Here is a 616-nt window from a genome sequence, read left to right as displayed (position 1 = left end):
CCCCGATTGGTTCTCGGCGAGGCGACGATCGACACGGTCGGCCGCCAGATTCTCCGGGCGGATATGACCGCCGAAATAGGCGCCGTCGATCTCGGCGACTTTTCCCTCGCCGCCGATCTTCAAGGCCCGCAGGCTCGCGGCCATGGCTTCGCGCAGCTTGTGTGCCAGCACGAAAGCCGTCTTATATTGAACGCCAAGATCTCGGGACAGGGCGAGCATGCTCTTGCCCTTCACCTCGTTGCAGAACAAGACGATCGACAAGAGATAGGTTTTCAGTGGCAGCTTATGCGACGAGAACAGCGTGCCCGAGGTCAGGGAAAAGTCGCCGCCGCAGGCCTGGCATCGCCAGCGCAGATGCGCGCCGCGTCGACAGTCGTAGCAGGCCGTGCAGCCGCAGTTCGGACATACGGGCTTGCCGTCGGTCGCAGGCCAGCGCAGCCGTGCGAAAACATTCGCGGCGCCTCGGTCGGACATGCGCATGACCTTGCCGATGCAGAGAGATCGCGCGGCGGCGGACAGGAGGAAATGCTGAGCCATGGCGCCTTCGCCAGATAGAACAAACAATGAACAATCTCGGCGAGATCGCGACCGATGTCAAGCGATGGTGGCGGTTGCT

Annotated in this window: 1 protein-coding gene; it reads right to left on the bottom strand. The window is 62.5% G+C overall.

Annotation, left to right across the window (positions count from 1 at the left end; genetic code table 11):
- Window positions 1–537 (bottom strand): transposase (locus tag KP010_RS22510; RefSeq protein ID WP_216281965.1); only part of this gene is annotated, 537 nt, incomplete at its 3' end.
- Window positions 538–616 lie beyond the last annotated feature (79 nt).

Source organism: Methylosinus sp. KRF6 (assembly GCF_018887255.1).
Taxonomy (GTDB): Bacteria; Pseudomonadota; Alphaproteobacteria; order Rhizobiales; family Beijerinckiaceae; genus Methylosinus; species Methylosinus sporium.
The sequence above is the reverse complement of the archived record's forward strand: the minus strand, read 5'-3'. Positions and strand labels throughout refer to the sequence as shown.